Below are 17,819 nucleotides of genomic sequence, written 5' to 3' on the forward strand. Positions count from 1 at the left end.
ATTAGGCTGGCCGCTATGCCGACAGCTCTGATCACGGGTGCCTCGCGCGGACTGGGGGCTGCCATCGCCACCGCGCTGGAACCGACCCACACGTTGCTGCTGGCCGGGCGTCCGTCGGCCGAACTGGACGCCGTCGCCGAACGCCTCGGCGCACCGACGTGGCCGTTGGAGCTCACCGATCCGGCCAGCATCGAGGCCAGCACCGAGGTGCTCGCCGAACTCGACGTGCTCGTGCACTGTGCCGGGGTGGCCTTTCCGGGCCGGGTCGGCGAGAGCTCGGCCGAGGAGTGGCGCGCGACGTTCGAGGTCAACGTCGTCGGGGCCGTGGCGCTGACACTGGCCCTGTTGCCGGCCCTGCGCGCGGCACGCGGCCATGTCGTGTTCATCAACTCCGGGGCCGGGCGCAACCCCTCCCCCGGTCTGGCGTCATATGCGGCGAGCAAGTTCGCGCTGCGGGCCTTCGCCGACTCGCTGCGCGTCGACGAACCCGCGCTGCGCGTCACGACCGTCTACCCCGGCCGCATCGACACCGACATGCAGCGCGATCTGGTGGCCTACGAGGGCGGCGAGTATGACCCCGCGCGGTTCCTGTCACCCGAGACCGTCGCGCAGGTGGTGGCCAATGTGATCGCCACGCCCCCCGACGCCGACGTGCACGAGGTGGTCGTCAGACCCCGCGGGTGACCGCGGGCCCTGTCGCTCCCGCCGGGCTGTGTCGCTTACGCCGGGCTCTGTCGCTTACGCCGGGCTCTGTCGCTTACGCGACGATATTCACCAACTTGCCCGGCACCACAATGACCTTCTTGGGCGTGGCACCGGCCAGGAACGCCTGCACCTTCTCGTCGGCCAGCGCCGCGGCCTCAAGCACCGACTTGTCGGCGTCGGCGGACACCGTGATCCGGCCACGAACCTTGCCGTTGACCTGCACGGGATACTCGACGGTGTCCTCCACCAGGTACGACTCGTCGGCGATCGGGAACGGCCCATGAGCCAGCGAGCCATCGTGGCCCAATCGACGCCACAACTCCTCGGCGACGTGCGGGGCCAACGGCGCCAGCATCAACACCAGCGGTTCGATCGCCGCGCGCGCCGTCACCCCCTCCTTGGTGAGGTGGTTGGTGTACTCGATCAGCTTGGCCGCCGCGGTGTTGTTGCGCAGGTTCGCGTAGTCCTCCGCGACACCGGCGATCGTGCGGTGCAGCGCCTTGAGAGTGGCCTCGTCGAGCGCCTCGTGCTCACTGACCCGCTCGGCGCCGGTCAACTCGTCGACCACCAGTCGCCAGACGCGCTGCAGGAAGCGGTGCGCGCCGACGACATCCTTGGTGGCCCACGGCCGAGACGCCTCCAGCGGTCCCATCGACATCTCGTAGATGCGCAGGGTGTCGGCGCCGTAGTCCTCGCAGATCTCGTCCGGTGAGATCGAGTTCTTCAGGCTCTTGCCGATCTTGCCGAACTCCTGGTTGACCTCGATCTCGCCGTCGGGGCTCGCCCAGAAGAACGTGCCGTCGCGCTCGACGACCTCGGCGGCCGGCACGTAGGCGCCGCGCGAGTCGGTGTAGGCGAAGGCCTGGATGTAGCCCTGGTTGATCAGGCGACGGTACGGCTCGCTGGAGCTGACATGCCCGAGGTCGAAGAGCACCTTGTGCCAGAACCGCGAGTACAGCAGGTGCAGCACCGCATGCTCGACACCGCCGACGTAGAGGTCCACGCCACCGGGATCGGCCGGACCGTGCTCGGCCGGCCGCGGCCCCATCCAGTACCGCTCATTCTCCTTGTCGCACAGTGCATCCGGATTGTGCGGATCGCAGTAGCGCAGCTCGTACCAGGAACTGCCGGCCCACTGGGGCATGACGTTGGTGTCACGGCTGTACGGCTTGAGACCGTCGCCGAGATCCAGCTCGACATTCACCCATTCGGTGGCCTTGTTCAACGGAGGCGACGGCTCGCTGTCGGCGTCCTCAGCGTCGAACAGCACCGGCGAATAATCTTCGATGTCCGGGAGTTCCACCGGCAGAGCCGATTCGGGCAGACCGTGGGCCCGGCCGTCGGCGTCGTAGACGATGGGGAACGGCTCACCCCAGTACCGCTGCCGCGCGAAGAGCCAGTCCCGCAGCTTGTACTCGACGCGCTGCTGACCACGTCCGTCGGCGACCAGGCGCTCAGTCACGGCCTTCTTGCCGTCGGTGACGTTGAGGCCGTTGAGGTAGTCGGAGTTCACCAGCAGGCCGTCACCGGTGTACGCGCCCTGCGAGACGTCACCGCCCGCAACCACTTCCACGATCGGCAGGCCGAACTCTCCTGCGAACTCCCAGTCACGCTGATCACCGCTGGGCACGGCCATGATGGCGCCCGTGCCGTAGCCGGCCAGCACGTAGTCGGCGATGAAGATCGGCACCTGCGCGCCGTTGACCGGGTTGGTGGCATAGGCGCCCAGGAACACACCGGTCTTGGTCTTGTTCTCCTGGCGCTCCAGCTCCGACTTGGTGGACACGGTCCTGCGGTAGGCCGCGACCGCCTCAGCCGGGGTCGATGCGCCGTAGGTCCAGCGCTCATCGACACCGTCGGGCCACTGCGCGCTCACCAGGGTGTCGACCAGGTCGTGCTCGGGCGCGAGCACCAGATAGGTGGCCCCGAACAGCGTGTCGGGCCGCGTGGTGAACACCTCGATGTCACCGGCCTCCGACGCGAAGAGCACGTTGGCGCCGACGGAGCGGCCGATCCAGTTGCGCTGCATGGACTTGACCTTGTCCGGCCAGTCCAGTACGTCGAGATCGTCCAGAAGCCGATCGGAGTAGGCGGTGATCCGCATCATCCACTGCCGCAACCGCTTCCGGAACACCGGGAAGTTGCCGCGCTCGCTTCGGCCCTCGGAGGTGACCTCTTCATTGGCCAGCACCGTGCCCAGTCCGGGGCACCAGTTCACCATCGAATCGGACCGATAGACCAGGCGGTATCCGTCGATCACATCGGCGCGCGCACCAGCGTCCAACTCAGACCAGGCTCGACCGTCGTCGAGAGTCCGTGCGCCGGACTCGAATTCGGCGACCAGCTCGGAGATGGGCCGCGCACGCTTGGCCTCAGTGTCGAACCAGGCGTTGAAGATCTGCAGGAAGATCCACTGCGTCCACTTGTAGTAGTCGACGTCGGTCGTCGAGAAGCTGCGGCGGGCATCGTGACCCAGGCCCAGGCGACCCAGCTGCCTGCGGAAGTTGACGATGTTGGCTTCAGTCCGCGTCCGCGGATGCGTGCCGGTCTGGATGGCGTACTGCTCGGCGGGCAGACCGAAGGCGTCGAAGCCCAGGGCGTGCAGCACATTGCGCCCGGTCATCCGGAAGTAACGGGCGTACACATCGGTGGCGATGTAGCCGAGCGGGTGACCGACGTGCAGGCCGTCGCCCGACGGGTACGGGAACATGTCCTGCACGAACATCTTGTCCTGCGGCACCGGCGCACCGTCCGCCGGCGCCAGTTCGCCCACCGGGTTGGGGACGTGGAACGTTCCGAGCCTGGCCCAGGTCTCCTGCCAGTCCTGCTCGATCCGACCCGCCAACTCTGCGTTGTAGCGGAACTGTGGTGCGTCGGATTCGGCTCCTCCGGCGGTCTGGGGTTCGGTCACCCAGACAGGGTATAAGGCCAGCGCCGCGGGCCAAAAAGCCGCCGAACGGCCCGTGGACGGCAACGGGACGGTCTCGGTTGAGTTGCGGACCTGTCAGCAGTTGATTCCAGGTCTGTTCCAACCCGCCCGCGGGGCTGGTTGGGGTGCCCAGGCGTGGTTAGTGTCGGCCCGTGACCTGGGGTGGCGTATGCGCCACAGTCGTCGACGGCAGGCGGCTTCGGCCTCGCCTGCAAGACAGGGAAGGACCGAGAAAAATGTTCTCCATGACCCGTGGCTGGCGGGTTCTCGCAGGTGGAGCCGCTGCCGGCATCGCCGGTGTGATGGGGTTCGCCGGCGCCACCGCCGCTGCCGAACCGATCGTGCCCGGACCACCCGCGCCGGTTCCCACCCCGGTGACCGTCAGCATCGATCCAGCGGCCACGTCCGTCGGTGTGACTCCGGCCCCCAGCACGCTGCCGCTGACGCCAAGCTCACAGCTGACCCAGACCGCGCTGACGCCCCAGACGGCGCTGCAACCGGTCCAGGCCGTGCCGACCCCGGCGCTGATTCCCGCCACCTCCGGCACCCTGCGGGACTACTTCGCCGACAAGGGTGTCGCTCTGGAGGCGCAGGATCCGCGAGAGTTCCGCGCGCTGATGATCACCCTGCCGATGCCCACGGGCTGGACCCAGGTGCCCGACCCCAACGTCCCCGACGCCTACGCCGTGATCGCCGACCGCGTCGGCGGCGACGGCCTGTACACGTCGAATGCCCAAGTGGTGATCTACAAGCTGGTCGGGTCGTTCGAACCCACCGAGGCCATCACGCACGGGTACGTCGACAGTCAGCAGTTGGACAACTGGCAGACCACCGGCGCGTCGCTGGTCCCGTTCGGGGGCTTCCCGTCGGCATTGATCGAGGGCACCTACCGCGAGAACGATATGGCGTTGAACACATCCCGACGCCACGTCATCGCCACCTCGGGCGCGGATCGCTACCTGGTCAGCCTGTCGGTCACGACCGCGGTCAATCAGGCCGTGGCCACCGCAGATGCCACGGATGCCATCGTGAACGGCTTCCGGGTCACCGATCCGGCGGCCGCGCCGGCCACCCCCGCACCAGTGGCCGCGCCGCCCGCGCCCGACGTGCTGCCCGCCCTGCCGGCACCCGTCGTGCCCACCGGCTAGCACAGGCACCCAGGCACCTTCGATAAGGTGGCCCCCATGTTGATCGCCGGTGTGCTGTGCCTGTGCGCGGCGGTGGCGTCGGCCGGATCCGGGCTGTGGACGTTGACCCGCCCCGCGAGTGCCGATGTCGCCGTGCAGGTGCGTCGCGCTGTCGCGCCGACCCAGTTGGCGGCCGCCGCGATGCTGGCCGCGGGAGGCGCGGTGGCGCTCGCCGACAACCAGCGAACGGGTCTGCTGGTACTGATCGTCTGCGTGCTGGGCGCTATCGGCACAATTGCCGCCGGTTCCTGGCAGGGCGCTCGGTTCGCCGTGGAGCGCGAGCAGGCCGCCGCGGCGGCGCCCGCCGACGACTGCGCGGGAAGCTGCGCAGCCTGCACCCTGTCGTGCCACTGAGGAGTCACAGTCGATGACCACGGGCGGTTTCCCCTCGACGACGTCCCTGCCCGTCAAAGACATCGGTCGGCTGCTGCTGCGCTGTGACGACCGACCCGGACTGGTCGCGTCGATCAGTTCGTTCCTGTCCGAGGCCGGCGCGAACATCATCTCGCTGGATCAGCACTCCACCGCCCAGACCGGCGGAACCTTCATGCAGCGCACCATCTTTCACATGCCCGGGTTGTCTGCGGCCCGCGACGAGATGGAGCGCGCGTTCAGCGACCGGGTGGCCGGAAAGTTCGGGATGGACTTCCAGCTGACCGAGGCGGCCAAACCCAAGCGCGTGGCGATCCTGGCCTCCCGCGAGGACCACTGCCTGCTGGACCTGCTGTGGCGCAACCGGCGGGGCGAGTTGGACATGTCGGTCGTCATGGTGATCTCCAACCACCCCGACCTGGCCGATCAGGTCCGCCCGTTCGGCGTGCCGTTCCTACATGTGCCCGCCCACAAGGACATTCGCGCCGAAGCTGAGACCCGCAAACTGGAACTGCTCCGCGGCAACGTCGACCTCGTCGTGCTGGCGCGCTACATGCAGGTGCTGACACCGCGGTTCCTCGGCGAGATCGGCTGCCCGCTGATCAACATCCACCACTCGTTCCTGCCGGCGTTCGTCGGCGAGGCGCCGTACCGCAAGGCCAAGGAGCGCGGCGTCAAACTCGTCGGCGCCACGGCGCATTACGTCACCGAGGAACTCGACGAGGGCCCGATCATCGAACAGGACGTCGTGCGGGTGGATCACCGCCACGGCGTGGATGACCTGCGCCGACTCGGCGCCGACGTCGAGCGTGTGGTGCTGTCCCGCGCCGTGTTGTGGCACTGCGAGGACCGCGTCGTGCGACACGGCAATCAGACGATCGTCTTCTAGTCGGTCAGTTGCGGCTGGTGTCGATGGGGTGGGTCGCCAGCATCGACAGCGGCAACGGCTGACGGCGCAGCACCCTGGACCACAGATCCACCTTGGGTTCGACGAGCACATCAGAGGGCAACGCCGACAACACAATCCAGTCTTCGCGCTCGATCTCACCCTCGAGCTGACCGATGGTCCACCCCGAGTAGCCCGCGAAGATCCGGACGCCTTCGAGCAGTGGAGCCAGCACGTCGGGGTCGGCGTCGAGGTCGACCATCACGATGCGGCCCGAGACGTGCCGCAGACCGGGCACGCCTTGGGCGTTCGCCCCGACCCGTAGCGTCGCCAGGCACAGCGCAGAGTCCCGCTTGACCGGACCGCCGACGAACATCGTCTTGGGCTTGGCGGTCAGCTTCGCCCACTGCGGCAGCACGTTGTAGACCGCCATCTCGCTGGGCCGGTTGAGCACGACACCCAGAGTGCCGCCGTCGTTGTGCTCGACGACATAGATCACGCTGCGCCGGAACGTCGGCTCAAGCAGGTCGGTGTTGGCCAGCAGCAGTGTTCCCGCACGCACCCGGTGCGCCGCAGGTGCGACGTAGTCCTCAGGGTCTTCTGGCCCAGGCATGGCTCCATCATGGCACCCGAAGCCCCCACTGTGGCCAACAAGCGCCGCGCGCAAGGATATTTGTACGCTGGGATCTGGGGCGTCGATCGATGGATCCCGTGAACAAGGAGTGTGGGAGTGGTTGACGCGCGCGGCACGCTCGCCGTCTGGCGATCAGTGCGCGGCCTGCGCGACTTCCGCCGCCTGCTCGAACTCCGCGTCGTCAGCCAGTTCGCCGACGGCCTGTTCTCGGCCGGACTGGCCGGGGCCCTGCTGTTCAACCCCGAACGCGCGGCCACGCCGTGGGAGATCGCCGGGGCGTTCGCGGTGCTGTTCCTGCCGTACTCGGCGCTCGGCCCGTTCGCGGGCGCTCTGCTGGATCGATGGGATCGCCGACTGGTGCTGGTGGGCGCCAACACCGGGCGCCTGCTGCTCGCACTGGGAGTGGGAGTACTGCTGGCCACCCGGTCGAGCGAGATCGCCATCCTGTGCGGCGCGCTGATCGTCAACGGCTTCACCCGCTTCGTCGCCTCCGGGTTGTCCGCGGCCCTGCCGCATGTGGTGCCGCGCGACCAGGTGGTGTCGATGAACTCGGTCGCCACCGCGACGGGCGCGCTCGCGACCTTCGCCGGCGCGATGTTCATGCTGTTGCCGCGTTGGCTGCTCGGGGCGGGTGACACTGGGTCGTCGGCGATCATCTTCATGGTCGCCGTGCCGATCAGCATCGCGCTGGCGCTGTCGCTGCGGTTCCCGTCGCACGTACTCGGTCCCGACGACACCGCGCGCGCCATCCACGGGTCGGTGTTCTATGCCGTCGCCACCGGTTGGGTCCACGGTGCGCGCACGGCCCTGGCCGTGCCCTCGGTGACCGCGACCCTGTCCGGCCTGGCCGCCCATCGCATCGCCTTCGGCATCAACTCACTGCTGGTTCTCGTGATCGTTCGGCACACCGACATCCCGGCGGTGTCCGTCCCCGGCCTGGGCTCCGCGGTGATCTTCACGGCCGCTGCGGGCACCGGATCCTTTCTGGCCACGGTGATCACCCCTGCGCTTGTCCATCGGTGGGGTCGCTACGCGACGGCCAACCTCGCGTTGGGGGCCGCGGCCGTCGTGCAACTCGCCGCGATCGGCATTCAGGTCGCGGTGATGGTCGCCTGCGGGTTCGTGCTCGGCGCGCTCGGGCAGGTGGTCAAACTGTGCGCCGACAGCGCCATGCAGATCGACGTCGACGATGCGCTGCGCGGGCACGTGTTCGCGGTGCAGGACTCGCTGTTCTGGATGTCGTTCATCGCTGCCGTCGCCGCGACCGCGGCGGTGGTGCCCGCCGACGGCCACGCCCCGCTGCTCGTCGTGGCCGGGTCGGTGGTCTACCTCCTGGGCCTGGCCGTCCACGCGTTCGTCGGTCGCCGCGCCACCTGAGGTCTAGCGTGGGCCCATGGCCGACGCTGGACCGATCGTCGACGATCTCGCCGCCGAGAGCGCTGAACTGGACTCTCTGGTCGCTCCCCTTCCACCGGAACTGTGGGCCTCCCCCACACCGGCGCCCGGATGGAGCATCGCCCACCAGATCGGGCACCTGCTGTGGACCGACCGGGTCGCCCTGATCTCGATCACCGACGAGGCACGGTTTGCCAACGTGCTCGCCGACGCTGAGTCGGAACCCGACTTCGTCGACTCGGCTGCTGCGGAGTTGGCCGCGTGTCCGCCGGATGCTCTGCTGGCGGATTGGCGCGCGACGCGGGGGCGCCTGCACGACGCACTGCGCACGGTCGCAGACGGACGCAAGCTGTTGTGGTTCGGCCCGCCGATGAGTGCGGCGTCGATGGCCACCGCGCGACTCATGGAGACGTGGGCGCACGGCCTCGACGTCGCCGACGCGCTGGGTGTTTCGCGGCCCGCGACGAACCGGCTGAAGTCCATTGCGCACCTGGGTGTTCGGACCCGCGACTTCGCATACACGGTGCACGACGAGGCTCCACCGACGTCAACGTTTCACGTGGAACTACGCGCGCCCGACGGTCAGACCTGGTCGTGGGGGCCCGTCGACGCCGCGCAACGGGTCACCGGTTCGGCCGAGGACTTCTGCGCGCTGGTCACGCAGCGTCGGCCGCGGTCCGAGTTGGACGTCGTCGCCGAAGGAGTCGATGCCGAGCACTGGCTGACGATCGCGCAGGCGTTCGCGGGCCCGCCCGGGGAGGGGCGGTAGGTGCTTGGCGCTGGGCTCGCCGAGAGTTGACTTGTTCACACCCCCACCTGGCGGCTTGCGGGCGCGCGCCCAGCCTCACAGCTGGCCGGCGTCATCGGCCAAGCCGTCCCCGTCCGAGTCGACCAGCCTGACGTCCATCCGCCCGTCACCGTCGGTGTCGACGTACCCGCTGCTGCGGTCCTCGGCGATCACGCGGTCGGCCAGGCCGTCACCGTCACTGTCGAGAAGGCGGTCATCGACCTCGCCGTCGGCGTCGAAGTCCACCAACGGCCCGCCGGTCAGCTCGACGCCGTCCAGCGACTGCCAGCGCAGCGCCGATCCGGTGCTCGACGGCGTCGCGGCGCCAGACCCCGCCGCCGTCGCGGCCACCGCCCACGTCCCCGACCCGTCGTCGGTGAACCATTCGGCGTCCGGCGCGGCGTGGTCCAGCACCGCATGATCGGCAATACCGTCGGCGTCCAGATCCGCGAGCACGTCGTCGTGCAGTCCGTCCCCGTCGAAGTCCAGCGCGACCGCGTCCAGCACCCCGTCACCGTCGAGGTCCACATCGGGGGCACCACTGAACATCGACGCCGTGCCGTCACCGGCTCCCAGGCAGTAATCCATACGGATCAGACGGAGGCGGAGCCCTCTTCGTTCCACCATCGCAGAAGTTCGGCGACGGCCTCGTCGTGGTCGAGGGGGCCGCGGTCCAGTCGAAGTTCCTTGAGGTAATTCCAGGCACGTCCCACCTCGGGACCGGCCGGGATGTCGAGCAGCTTCATGATCTCGTTGCCGTCGAGGTCCGGCCGCACCCGCGCCAGATCCTCCTTGGCCTCGAGCACCGCGATCCGCTCTTCGAGATCGTCATAGTTGGCCTGCAGACGTGCGGCGCGGCGCTTGTTGCGCGTCGTGCAGTCGGCGCGCACCAGCTTGTGCAGGCGGTTCAGCAGCGGACCGGCATCGGTCACATAGCGGCGCACCGCCGAATCGGTCCACCTGCCGTCGCCGTAGCCGTGGAAGCGCAGATGCAGATACACCAGCTGCGAGACGTCGTCGACCATCTGCTTGGAGTACTTCAGCACGCGCATGCGCTTGCGGGTCATCTTGGCCCCCACCACCTCGTGGTGGTGGAAACTCACACCGCCGTCGGCTTCGTGACGACGGGTCGCGGGCTTGCCGATGTCGTGCAGCAGCGCGGCCCACCGCAGCACCAGATCGGGGGCCTCGGCCGGCTCCTCCAGATCGATGGCCTGCCGAAGCACCGTCAGCGAGTGCTGGTAGACGTCCTTGTGCTGATGATGCTCGTCGATCGCCATCCGCATGCCGCCGACCTCGGGCAGCACCTGATCACCCATGCCGGTCTGCACCATCAGGTCGATCCCCGCGACGGGGTCCGCGCCCACGAGCAGCTTGTCCAGTTCCGCGGCCACCCGTTCCGCGGTGATACGGGACAGTTCGGGCGCCATCTCCTCGATCGCCTTGCGCACCCGGGGCGCCACCGCGAACTGCAGTTGAGAGACGAAGCGCGCGGCACGCAGCATGCGCAGCGGATCGTCGCCGAACGACACCTCGGGGGCCGACGGGGTGTCGAGCACGCCGGCGCGCAGCGCGGACAGCCCGTCCAGCGGATCGAGGAACTCCCCGATGCCACCTGGCCGGTCCGGATCGAGGCGTACGGCCATGGCGTTGACCGTGAAGTCCCGCCGCACCAGATCGTCCTCGAGGCGGTCACCGAAGCGCACCTGCGGATTGCGGGACACCTGGTCATAGGTGTCGGCGCGGAACGTGGTGATCTCGACTCGATGCCCGCGGCGCGCCACACCCACGGTGCCGAACTCGATGCCCGCTTCCCACATGCCGTCGGCCCAGGGGCGAACGATCCGCTGCACCTCGTCGGGCCGGGCCGGGGTGGTGAAGTCCAAGTCGGCGCCCAGGCGGCCCAGCAGCGCGTCACGCACACTGCCGCCCACCAGATACAACGGCTGCCCCGCCTCGGTGAACAGGGCCCCGAGCTCACGCAACGGCTCAGCGTGCTTGTTCAGCGCCACCGCGGCGCGGGCCAGGAGCGTGGCGTCGTCAACGGCCGCGGGTTCATCAGCGGCTGCGGGCGGACGGGGGTCGGACACGTTCGATGAGCCTAATGCGCAGGAGGACAGCGGCCTAATGCCGCCGCAGGCGCCCCGCGAACACCGGCGAGTGCGCACGTTGGCCCCCAACGTGCCAGCTACTATCGCTTGGGTGTCCGACGGCGAACAGGCCAAACCGCGACGGCGCCGAGGCCGGCGCCGTGGCCGTCGTGCCGCCGGACCAGCCCAGTCGGCCTCCAACGGCGCCGCGGACACCGCCGCCGAACCCGCCCCCGCCGTCCCCAAGCCGGAACGGCCCAGCCGTCCCGCGGCCAAGGACTCCAACAAGGGCAACCGCAGGCAGCGGCCCCGCCTGCGGACCGTGCATGAGACGTCGGCCGGTGGATTGGTCATCGACGGTATCGACGGCCCCCAGGAAGAGCAGACCGCGGCGCTGATCGGCCGGATCGATCGCCGCGGACGGATGCTGTGGTCACTGCCCAAGGGACACATCGAACAGGGCGAGACCGCCGAGCAGACCGCGATCCGCGAGGTGGCCGAGGAGACCGGCATTCAGGGCACCGTGCTGGCCGCGCTGGGCAGCATCGACTACTGGTTCGTCACCGAGGGCCGGCGAGTGCACAAGACCGTGCATCACTATCTGCTGCGGTTCTCCGGCGGCGAGCTGTCCGACGAGGACGTCGAGGTCGCCGAAGTGGCCTGGGTCCCGCTGCACGAACTGCCGTCCCGGCTCGCCTACGCCGACGAGCGCCGCCTGGCCGAAGTCGCGGGTGAGCTGATCAACAAACTGCAGAGCGACGGCCCGTCGGCGTTGCCGCCGCTGCCGCCGAGCGCGCCGCGCCGCCGCCCCCAGACCCACTCGCGCACCCGCAACCACCGACCGGACGGTTCCGCGGCCGGCCGAGCGGGCGGTCGCGGACCACAGCAATGACGACGTCTCGGCACCGATCTCTCGCGGTGTCACGCTGCGCGACACTGCTCCTCGTTGTTCTGCTGGCACTGCTTCCGGCCCTCGTGCCGAAGGCGGCCGCGGGTGAGCCCGGCGAGGCACCGTTCGTCATCGTGCGCATCGACAGCGTGACGCCCGACGTGGTGACCACCGCCAGCGAGCCGACCGTCACCGTCACCGGCACCGTGACCAACGTCGGCGATCGCCCGGTCCGCGACGTGGTCGCCCGCCTTGAGCACGCGCCCGGCGTCGCCATGTCGTCCACGCTGCGCACCGCCCTGACCGGCACCACCGACCAGTACGGGGCGGTCGGCGAATTCGTCGCAGTCTCGGGGCAACTCGACCGTGGGAAAGAGGCGACGTTCCGCTTCATCTATCCCCTGCGCTCGGCCGACCAGCCCACGCTGGGCATCGACGGGCCGGGGGTGTACCCCCTGCTGGTCAACATCAACGGCACCCCCGACTACGGCGCCCCGGCGCGCCTCGACGACGCCCGCTTCCTTCTTCCGGTCCTCGGGCTGCCCCGCGAGGCCGGTGCCGAGGCTCCCGTGCCCAGCGGCGTCGACGGAGTGGTGCCGCCCGACACCACCCGGCCCGTGCAGCTGACCATGATCTGGCCGCTGGCCGACCGGCCGCGGCTGGCCCCCGGCGTGCCGGGCGGCACCACTCCCGTCCGCCTCATGGACGACGAATTGGCCACGTCGCTGGCCGAGGGCGGCCGCCTGGACACCCTGCTCGGTGCCGCCGAGTTCGCGACGAACCCCGCGGTCGATCCCGAGAACGAGGTCGGGCGCGCACTGTGCCTCGCGGTGGACCCCGACCTGCTGGTCACCGTGAATGCGATGACCGCCGGTTACACGGTCGCCGACAGCGACGACGGGCTGAGCACTGCAAGCCATCCCGGCACCGGCAGCGAGGCCGCCTCGGCGTGGCTGGAACGACTGCGCGCACTCGCGGCCCGCATGTGCGTCATCGCGACGCCCTACGCGCAGGCCGACCTGGACGCGCTGCAGCGCGTCAACGATCCCAGGCTCAGCGGCTTCGCCACCACCGGCGCGGCCGATCTCGTCGACCAACTGCTCGGGGTGCGTTCGGTGCGCGGCGCGACGCTGCTCGGTGACGAACCGCTGACCGAGCGGACGACGGAACTGCTCGACGTCCAGGGCCCGACCGTGGCCCTGGCCGCGGCCCACAACTCCACCGAGGACGGCACCGACGCCGATCTCGCGGTCCGGCGAGCCTCACGGAATGTCGTGCTCGCACCGTTCGATCCCGCGGTCGGTGCCGCGCTCGCGGCGGTGGGGTCCGAGCCCGTCGAGCCGAACTACCTCGACGCGGCGCTCAAAGTCCCCACCCGTGATGCGTCCCGCACCGCGAGGCGGCAGGACGCGCTGGCCGCGATGCTCTGGCGCAGCCTGCAGCCCGACGCAGACCCGCGGGCGCAGTTCCTGATGCCGCCGCTGAAGTGGAACCTCGAGCCCACCGACGCCCAGGCGATCCTGACGACCTTGGGGACCATGATCCGGTCCGGGTTGGCCGTCCCACGACCGCTGCCCGACGTCGTGGCCGGCGCCGCGGCGCTGTCCGCGCCACCGGACCCCGCGGCCGTGTCCGGCACGCCCCCAGGGACGCGGTTCGACGACGAGGTCACCGACCTCATCAGCTGGCAGGTCGAACGCCTATGGGGGCTGACGGCCGCGCTGACCACCAACCCGCAGACCGGGCTGACCGGGATCCAGTACACCGCGCCGCTGCGCGAGGACATGCTGCGCGCTCTGAGTCAGGCCGAGCGGCCCGCGATGCGCAATGAACTGGCGGCCGCGCGACTCGGGGTCGTCGGAGCCACGATCAATGACCTGTTCAATGCCGTGACGATCGTCAATCCCGGCGGCTCCTACACGCTGGCCACCGAGCGCAGCCCCCTGCCGCTGGCCCTGCGCAACGACCTCGCGGTGCCGATCCGGGTGCGGCTGTCGGTCGATGCGCCGCCGGGTATGGCGGTGACCGACATCGGTGAGCAGGAGCTGCCGCCGGGATACCTGCCGATCCGCGTCCCGATCGAGGTGCACTTCACGCAGCGCGTCGCGGTCGACGTGTCCCTGCAGACCCCGGCCGGCCTGTCCCTGGGTGAACCGGTGCGGCTGTCGGTGCACTCCAACGCCTACGGCAAGGTGCTGTTCTTCATCACCCTGGCCGCCGCGGCCGTCCTGGTGACACTCACCGCGCGACGGCTGTGGCATCGTTTCCGCGGTCAACCCGACCGCGCCGACCTAGACCGGCCTGACGACCGGACCGCACCAACCTCATCATGAACGCTCCCCACGACGCCCGCCGCCGACCCGCTCCACGCGCCCGGCGCGGGCCGACCGCGCCGCCGCCGACCGCGCGGCGTCCCGCGGCACGACCCGAGCTTTCCGACTCGGCCGTGGTGTCGCGGTCATGGGGCATGGCGTTCGCGACCCTGATCAGCCGCATCACGGGCTTTATCCGCATCGTGCTGCTGGCCGCGATCCTGGGCGCCGCACTGTCGAGTTCGTTCACCGTGGCCAACCAGTTGCCCAACCTGGTCGCGGCCCTGGTCCTCGAGGCGACCTTCACCGCGATCTTTGTGCCGGTGCTGGCCCGGGCCGAACTCGACGACCCCGACGGCGGTGCGGCCTTCGTCCGCCGCCTGGTCACGCTGGCCACCACCCTGCTGCTGGTCACGACGGTGCTGTCGGTGCTGGGCGCGCCGGTGCTGGTGCGACTGATGCTGGGTAGCGACCCCCAGGTGAACGAGCCGCTGACCACGGCGTTCGCGTATCTGCTTCTGCCGCAGGTGATCTTCTACGGGTTGTCGTCGGTGTTCATGGCGATCTTGAACAACCGCAACGAGTTTCGGGCCCCGGCGTGGGCGCCGGTGGTCAACAACGTGGTCGCGATCGCGACGCTGGGCCTGTATCTGGCCGTGCCGGGCGAACTCTCGGTGGATCCGGTCGAGATGGGCAACGCCAAACTGCTGGTGCTGGGCATCGGCACCACGCTGGGTGTGGTGGCACAGACCGCCGTGCTGTTCATCGCGATCCGGCGCGAGCGCATCAGCCTGCGACCGCTGTGGGGTGTGGACGACCGCCTCAAACGCTTCGGAACGATGGCCGCGGCCATGGTTCTCTACGTCCTGATCAGCCAGATCGGCCTGGTGGTCGGCAACCAGATCGCCAGCACAGCAGCGGCTTCAGGACCGGCGATCTACAACTACACCTGGCTCGTGCTCATGCTGCCCTTCGGCATGATCGGCGTGACGGTGCTGACCGTCGTCATGCCGCGGCTGAGTCGCAACGCGGCGGCCAACGACACCCCCGCGGTGCTGGCCGACCTGTCGCTGGCCACGCGGCTGACCATGATCACGTTGATCCCGATCGTGGCGTTCATGACCGTCGCCGGGCCTGCGATCGGCAGCGCGCTGTTCGCCTACGGCAAGTTCGGCGATGTCGACGCCCACTACCTCGGTGTCTCGATCGCGCTGTCGTCGTTCACCCTGATCCCGTACGCGCTCGTGCTGCTGCAACTGCGCGTCTTCTACGCCCGCGAGCAGCCGTGGATCCCCATCGCGATCATCGTCGTGATCACCATCGTCAAGATCGCGGCCTCGCTGCTCGCCCCGCACATGACCGACAACCCGGAGCTGGTGGCCGGGTTCCTCGGGCTGGCCAACGGGCTGGGCTTCCTTGTCGGCGCGATCGCCGGTCACATCCTGCTGCGGCGCACGCTGCGGCCACCCCGCGGACAACTGCTGGGCCTTCCCGTGGTTCGCACCATCCTGGTGACCCTGGCGGCGTCGCTGGCCTCGGGTCTGCTCGGATACCTCGCCGACCGGCTGCTGAGCCTCGCGTCGCTCACCGAGGCCGCGGGTGGTGCCGGCTCCCTGCTCAGGCTGGTGGTGCTCGGCGTGATCATGCTGCCGATCGTGATCGGCGTGATGCTGGCCGCCCGCGTCCCAGAGGCCGTCGCGGCGCGCGACGCCGTCCTGCGCCGGCTACGACCAGGTCACGGGGTAGCCGCAACTCGTTCCGTGGAGGCCGACTCGCATCCGGTGAATAGTGCGGTCAAGTACCCTGAGCAGAGGAATTCGGCGGGAACGGGACAGGAACGTACCTCCGAGCCATTCCCACTGGGGACCCCGGCAACGGTTGCCGGTGTTGGAGTCGCAGGAGGAGCGGTGGCAGGCGAGACACCTTCGGTCGACCCGACCCCGGACGCCACCGCGAAGCTCCCTCGGACCTCCCCCGAGGACTTCCAGCCCGATGCCGCGCCGTCGTCGTCCAGCCAGCAGCCCACCGATGTGGTGCCGCCGGCCCGGCCACGCGGAGACTTCGCGGGTGATCCCAGCCGGGAACCGCTGGCCTTCGACGCGCCGCGCGAGCGTTCCGTCGATCCCGCAGCCGACGAGGACGTCTACCTCATCGCTGGGGCCAGCATCGCCGACGGCCGCTACCGCCTGCTGGTGTTCCACGGTGGGCCTGAGCATCTGCAGTTCTGGCAGGCCCTCGACACGGCATTGGACCGCCAGGTCGCGCTGACCTTCGTCGACCCCGAAGGTGCGCTGCCCGACAGTGTCGTACAGCAGATCCTCTCGCGCACAATGAAACTGAGCCGCGTCGAGGCCAACGGTGTGGCCCGGATCCTGGATGTCGCCGACACCGGGGCCGGCGGGCTGATCGTGTCCGAGTGGATTCGCGGTGGGTCGCTGGAGGAGGTCGCCGCGACGTCGCCCTCCCCCATCGGCGGGGCGCGCGCCGTGCAGTCGCTGGCGGCGGCGGCCGAGGCCGCCCATCAGGCCGGTGTCGCGCTGTCGCTGGACCATCCCGGTCGCATCCGCGTCAGCGTGGAAGGCGATGTGGTGCTGGCGTTCCCAGGTACCCTGCCCGACGCGACGCCCGAGGACGACATCCGCGGCGCTGGCGCGGCGTTGTATGCGCTCCTGGTCAACCGGTGGCCGCTGCCCGTGCGCGGCACTCCCAGCGGCCTCGAACCCGCCGACCTCGACCCGGCGGGTCAACCGGTCGAACCGCGCTCGATCGACCGGGCGATTCCGTTCCAGATTTCGGCGGCCGCTGCACGCTCGGTGCAGGAGGGCGGCGGGATCCGCACCGCCCCAACACTGTTGAACCTGCTTCAGCAGGCGACCGCTGTCGCCGACCGCACCGAGTTGATCGAACCCGTCAAGGAGGACAACGCCCGCCCCACGGTCGCCGACTCGGACGAAGCGGCGCAGGCGAGGCGGCGGAAGGTGCTCATGATCGGTGGCGGCATCGCCGGCGCCATCGTGTTGGTGGCGCTGATCGTGCTGGCGTCCGTGCTGGGTCGGATCTTCGGTGATGTCGGCGGCGGCCTGGACGGCGATCAGCTGGGCCTGAATCCCCAGAGCTCGGCCACCGACACTGCCACGAGTGCCACCGGTTCGTCCGTGAAACCCGTTCGCGCCACGGTGTTTTCACCCGAGGGCGAGGCCGACGAACCCGGCAAGGCCGGATTGGCCATCGACGGCGACCCCTCGACCGCGTGGCCCACCGACACCTACTCCGACCCGTCGCCGTTCCCTGGGTTCAAGAACGGGGTGGGCCTGATGCTGACCCTGCCCGAACCGATCACGCTGGGCTCGGTGACCGTCGACGTCACCAGCACCGGCACCGCGATCCAGATCCGGTCGTCGTCGACGTCGAGCCCCAGCAGCCTCGAGGACACTACCGCGCTCACCGACCCGAAGACGCTGCAGCGCGGCAAGAACACCATCGAGGTCAACGCCTCCGAACCCACCTCCAATGTGCTGGTGTGGATTTCGACGCTGGGCTCCGTCGATGGCAAGAGCCGCACCGACATCTCCGAGATCACCCTCAACGCCGCCGAGTGACATCGGCTGTACACAGCCCGCACCCGCGGTGAAG

General features: G+C 69.5%; 13 protein-coding genes. 9 read left to right on the plus strand and 4 right to left on the minus strand.

The window, feature by feature from the left end; genetic code table 11:
- The first annotated feature begins 15 nt into the window (after positions 1–15).
- The gene (locus G6N34_RS25580; protein ID WP_085152263.1) at positions 16–684 is read left to right on the plus strand and encodes an SDR family oxidoreductase; all 669 of its coding nucleotides are present in this window, start codon (positions 16–18) and stop codon (positions 682–684) included.
- Between the two features lie 73 nt (positions 685–757).
- Here G6N34_RS25580 and leuS read toward each other — a convergent pair whose 3' ends face one another.
- A complete protein-coding gene (gene leuS / locus G6N34_RS25585; protein WP_085152264.1) occupies positions 758–3,616 on the minus strand; it encodes a leucine--tRNA ligase in 2,859 nt (952 codons plus the stop codon).
- Positions 3,617–3,870: 254 nt separating this feature from the next.
- Between leuS and G6N34_RS25590 the strand changes: the two genes are divergently transcribed.
- The 3 genes from G6N34_RS25590 to purU are packed head-to-tail and all read left to right on the plus strand — an operon-like array spanning position 3,871 to position 6,082.
- Positions 3,871–4,782, plus strand: a complete 912-nt coding sequence (locus tag G6N34_RS25590) for an LpqN/LpqT family lipoprotein (RefSeq protein ID WP_085152265.1) — start codon at positions 3,871–3,873, stop codon at positions 4,780–4,782.
- Positions 4,783–4,818: 36 nt separating this feature from the next.
- Positions 4,819–5,175, plus strand: a complete 357-nt coding sequence (locus tag G6N34_RS25595) for a hypothetical protein (protein ID WP_085152266.1) — start codon at positions 4,819–4,821, stop codon at positions 5,173–5,175.
- Positions 5,176–5,188: 13 nt separating this feature from the next.
- Positions 5,189–6,082: a formyltetrahydrofolate deformylase gene (gene purU / locus G6N34_RS25600; protein WP_085152267.1), complete on the plus strand. Its 894-nt coding sequence runs from the start codon at positions 5,189–5,191 to the stop codon at positions 6,080–6,082.
- A 4-nt stretch (positions 6,083–6,086) separates the two neighbouring features.
- On the opposite strand, the gene G6N34_RS25605 is transcribed toward purU, so the two are convergent.
- Entirely contained in the window at positions 6,087–6,692 is a 606-nt protein-coding gene (locus tag G6N34_RS25605) for a YqgE/AlgH family protein (RefSeq protein ID WP_085152268.1), read from the minus strand.
- A gap of 117 nt (positions 6,693–6,809) precedes the next feature.
- On the opposite strand from G6N34_RS25605, the gene G6N34_RS25610 reads away from it, so the two are divergent.
- Both G6N34_RS25610 and G6N34_RS25615 read left to right on the plus strand, forming a co-directional pair.
- Positions 6,810–8,090, plus strand: a complete 1,281-nt coding sequence (locus tag G6N34_RS25610) for an MFS transporter (RefSeq protein ID WP_085152269.1) — start codon at positions 6,810–6,812, stop codon at positions 8,088–8,090.
- 16 nt (positions 8,091–8,106) lie between these two features.
- The gene (locus tag G6N34_RS25615) at positions 8,107–8,877 is read left to right on the plus strand and encodes a TIGR03084 family metal-binding protein (RefSeq protein ID WP_085152270.1); all 771 of its coding nucleotides are present in this window, start codon (positions 8,107–8,109) and stop codon (positions 8,875–8,877) included.
- A gap of 75 nt (positions 8,878–8,952) precedes the next feature.
- On the opposite strand, the gene G6N34_RS25620 is transcribed toward G6N34_RS25615, so the two are convergent.
- The gene (locus tag G6N34_RS25620) at positions 8,953–9,483 is read right to left on the minus strand and encodes a pullulanase (protein WP_085152271.1); all 531 of its coding nucleotides are present in this window, start codon (positions 9,481–9,483) and stop codon (positions 8,953–8,955) included.
- A 5-nt stretch (positions 9,484–9,488) separates the two neighbouring features.
- On the minus strand, positions 9,489–10,985 hold the full coding sequence (locus G6N34_RS25625) for a CCA tRNA nucleotidyltransferase (protein ID WP_085152272.1): 1,497 nt from the start codon (positions 10,983–10,985) through the stop codon (positions 9,489–9,491).
- Positions 10,986–11,097: 112 nt separating this feature from the next.
- Between G6N34_RS25625 and G6N34_RS25630 the strand changes: the two genes are divergently transcribed.
- The 3 genes from G6N34_RS25630 to murJ are packed head-to-tail and all read left to right on the plus strand — an operon-like array spanning position 11,098 to position 17,785.
- Positions 11,098–11,877 (plus strand): NUDIX hydrolase, encoded by a 780-nt coding sequence (locus G6N34_RS25630; protein WP_179965801.1) that lies wholly within the window; start codon positions 11,098–11,100, stop codon positions 11,875–11,877.
- Entirely contained in the window at positions 11,874–14,207 is a 2,334-nt protein-coding gene (locus G6N34_RS25635) for a hypothetical protein (protein ID WP_085152273.1), read from the plus strand. Before G6N34_RS25630 ends, G6N34_RS25635 begins: the two co-directional genes overlap by 4 nt.
- Positions 14,204–17,785 (plus strand): murein biosynthesis integral membrane protein MurJ, encoded by a 3,582-nt coding sequence (gene murJ, locus G6N34_RS25640; protein WP_085152274.1) that lies wholly within the window; start codon positions 14,204–14,206, stop codon positions 17,783–17,785. Before G6N34_RS25635 ends, murJ begins: the two co-directional genes overlap by 4 nt.
- The last annotated feature ends 34 nt before the right edge of the window (positions 17,786–17,819 follow it).

Origin of the sequence: Mycolicibacterium confluentis, from assembly GCF_010729895.1 — a bacterium.
GTDB lineage: Bacteria > Actinomycetota > Actinomycetes > Mycobacteriales > Mycobacteriaceae > Mycobacterium > Mycobacterium confluentis.

Excerpts from the sequence above, each read along its gene's own strand:
- G6N34_RS25635 (WP_085152273.1), top strand. The coding sequence starts at position 11,874 with ATGACGACGTCTCGGCACCGATCTCTCGCGGTGTCACGCTGCGCGACA.
- G6N34_RS25590 (WP_085152265.1), top strand. The coding sequence starts at position 3,871 with ATGTTCTCCATGACCCGTGGCTGGCGGGTTCTCGCAGGTGGAGCCGCT.
- G6N34_RS25580 (WP_085152263.1), top strand. The coding sequence starts at position 16 with ATGCCGACAGCTCTGATCACGGGTGCCTCGCGCGGACTGGGGGCTGCC.
- G6N34_RS25615 (WP_085152270.1), top strand. The coding sequence starts at position 8,107 with ATGGCCGACGCTGGACCGATCGTCGACGATCTCGCCGCCGAGAGCGCT.
- G6N34_RS25605 (WP_085152268.1), bottom strand. The coding sequence starts at position 6,692 with ATGCCTGGGCCAGAAGACCCTGAGGACTACGTCGCACCTGCGGCGCAC.
- G6N34_RS25595 (WP_085152266.1), top strand. The coding sequence starts at position 4,819 with ATGTTGATCGCCGGTGTGCTGTGCCTGTGCGCGGCGGTGGCGTCGGCC.
- murJ (WP_085152274.1), top strand. The coding sequence starts at position 14,204 with ATGAACGCTCCCCACGACGCCCGCCGCCGACCCGCTCCACGCGCCCGG.
- G6N34_RS25620 (WP_085152271.1), bottom strand. The coding sequence starts at position 9,483 with ATGGATTACTGCCTGGGAGCCGGTGACGGCACGGCGTCGATGTTCAGT.
- purU (WP_085152267.1), top strand. The coding sequence starts at position 5,189 with ATGACCACGGGCGGTTTCCCCTCGACGACGTCCCTGCCCGTCAAAGAC.